Raw genomic sequence first — 462 nt, forward strand, 5'->3', positions numbered from 1 at the left:
CCTCATCGACACCCTGACCTTCACCATCTGCACCGGCCAGGAGGAGTCGCGCAAGGACGGCATCGCCACCATCGAGGCGATCCGGGAGCTGAAGCGGCGCCACCCGGACGTCCAGACGACCCTCGGCCTGTCCAACATCTCCTTCGGCCTCAACCCGGCCGCCAGGATCGTCCTGAACTCCGTGTTCCTGGACGAGTGCGTGAAGGCCGGCCTGGACTCGGCGATCGTCCACGCGTCGAAGATCCTGCCGATCGCGCGCCTGGAGCCGGAGCAGGTCGAGGTCGCGCTCGACCTGATCCACGACCGGCGCCGGGAGGGCTACGACCCGCTGCAGCGGCTCCTCGAACTCTTCGAGGGCGCGACGGCGAAGTCCCTCAGGGCCTCCAAGGCGGAGGAGCTGGCGGCGCTGCCGCTGGAGGAGCGGCTGAAGCGGCGGATCGTCGACGGCGAGAAGAACGGTCT

1 protein-coding gene is annotated in these 462 nt (G+C 69.0%); it reads left to right on the top strand.

The window, feature by feature from the left end:
* A partial coding sequence (locus ESG85_RS00875; RefSeq protein ID WP_164986130.1) for a dihydropteroate synthase occupies positions 1–462 on the top strand: 462 nt, incomplete at both ends.

The organism is Streptomyces roseicoloratus, from assembly GCF_004117935.1.
GTDB classification, from domain to species: Bacteria; Actinomycetota; Actinomycetes; order Streptomycetales; family Streptomycetaceae; genus Streptomyces; species Streptomyces roseicoloratus.